The organism is Modestobacter excelsi, assembly GCF_005930495.1.
GTDB classification, from domain to species: domain Bacteria; phylum Actinomycetota; class Actinomycetes; order Mycobacteriales; family Geodermatophilaceae; genus Modestobacter; species Modestobacter excelsi.
The window spans coordinates 1-444 of the sequence record NZ_SJEX01000167.1; the positions used below are offsets into that span (position 1 = coordinate 1).

The 444-nt window shown below is 36.5% G+C and carries 1 pseudogene; it reads left to right on the forward strand.

Features of this window, described 5'->3' with window-relative positions:
* Window positions 1–444, forward strand: a pseudogene (gene cap8F, locus FHL80_RS27305) (type 8 capsular polysaccharide synthesis protein Cap8F); the annotation flags it as partial.

Consider the following 444-nt stretch of genomic DNA (forward strand, 5'->3'; position numbering starts at 1 on the left):
GAGTAAGTTGCAAGGGGAACAGCTATTAAGAGAGTATGCCGAAGAGTATGGCAATACGGTTTATATTTATCGCTGGCCAAATTTATTCGGCAAGTGGTGTAAGCCGAATTATAACTCAGTGATAGCAACATTTTGTTACAAAATTGCACGTAACGAAGAGATTCAAGTTAATGATCGGAATGTTGAACTAACGCTAAACTACGTGGATGATATCGTCGCTGAAATAAAGCGTGCTATTGAAGGAACTCCAACGATTGAAAATGGTGTACCTACAGTACCAAACGTATTTAAAGTGACATTGGGAGAAATTGTAGATTTATTATACAAGTTCAAACAGTCACGTCTCGATCGAACATTGCCGAAATTAGATAACTTGTTTGAAAAAGATTTGTATAGTACGTATTTAAGCTATCTACCTAGTACAGACTTTAGTTATCCCTTACT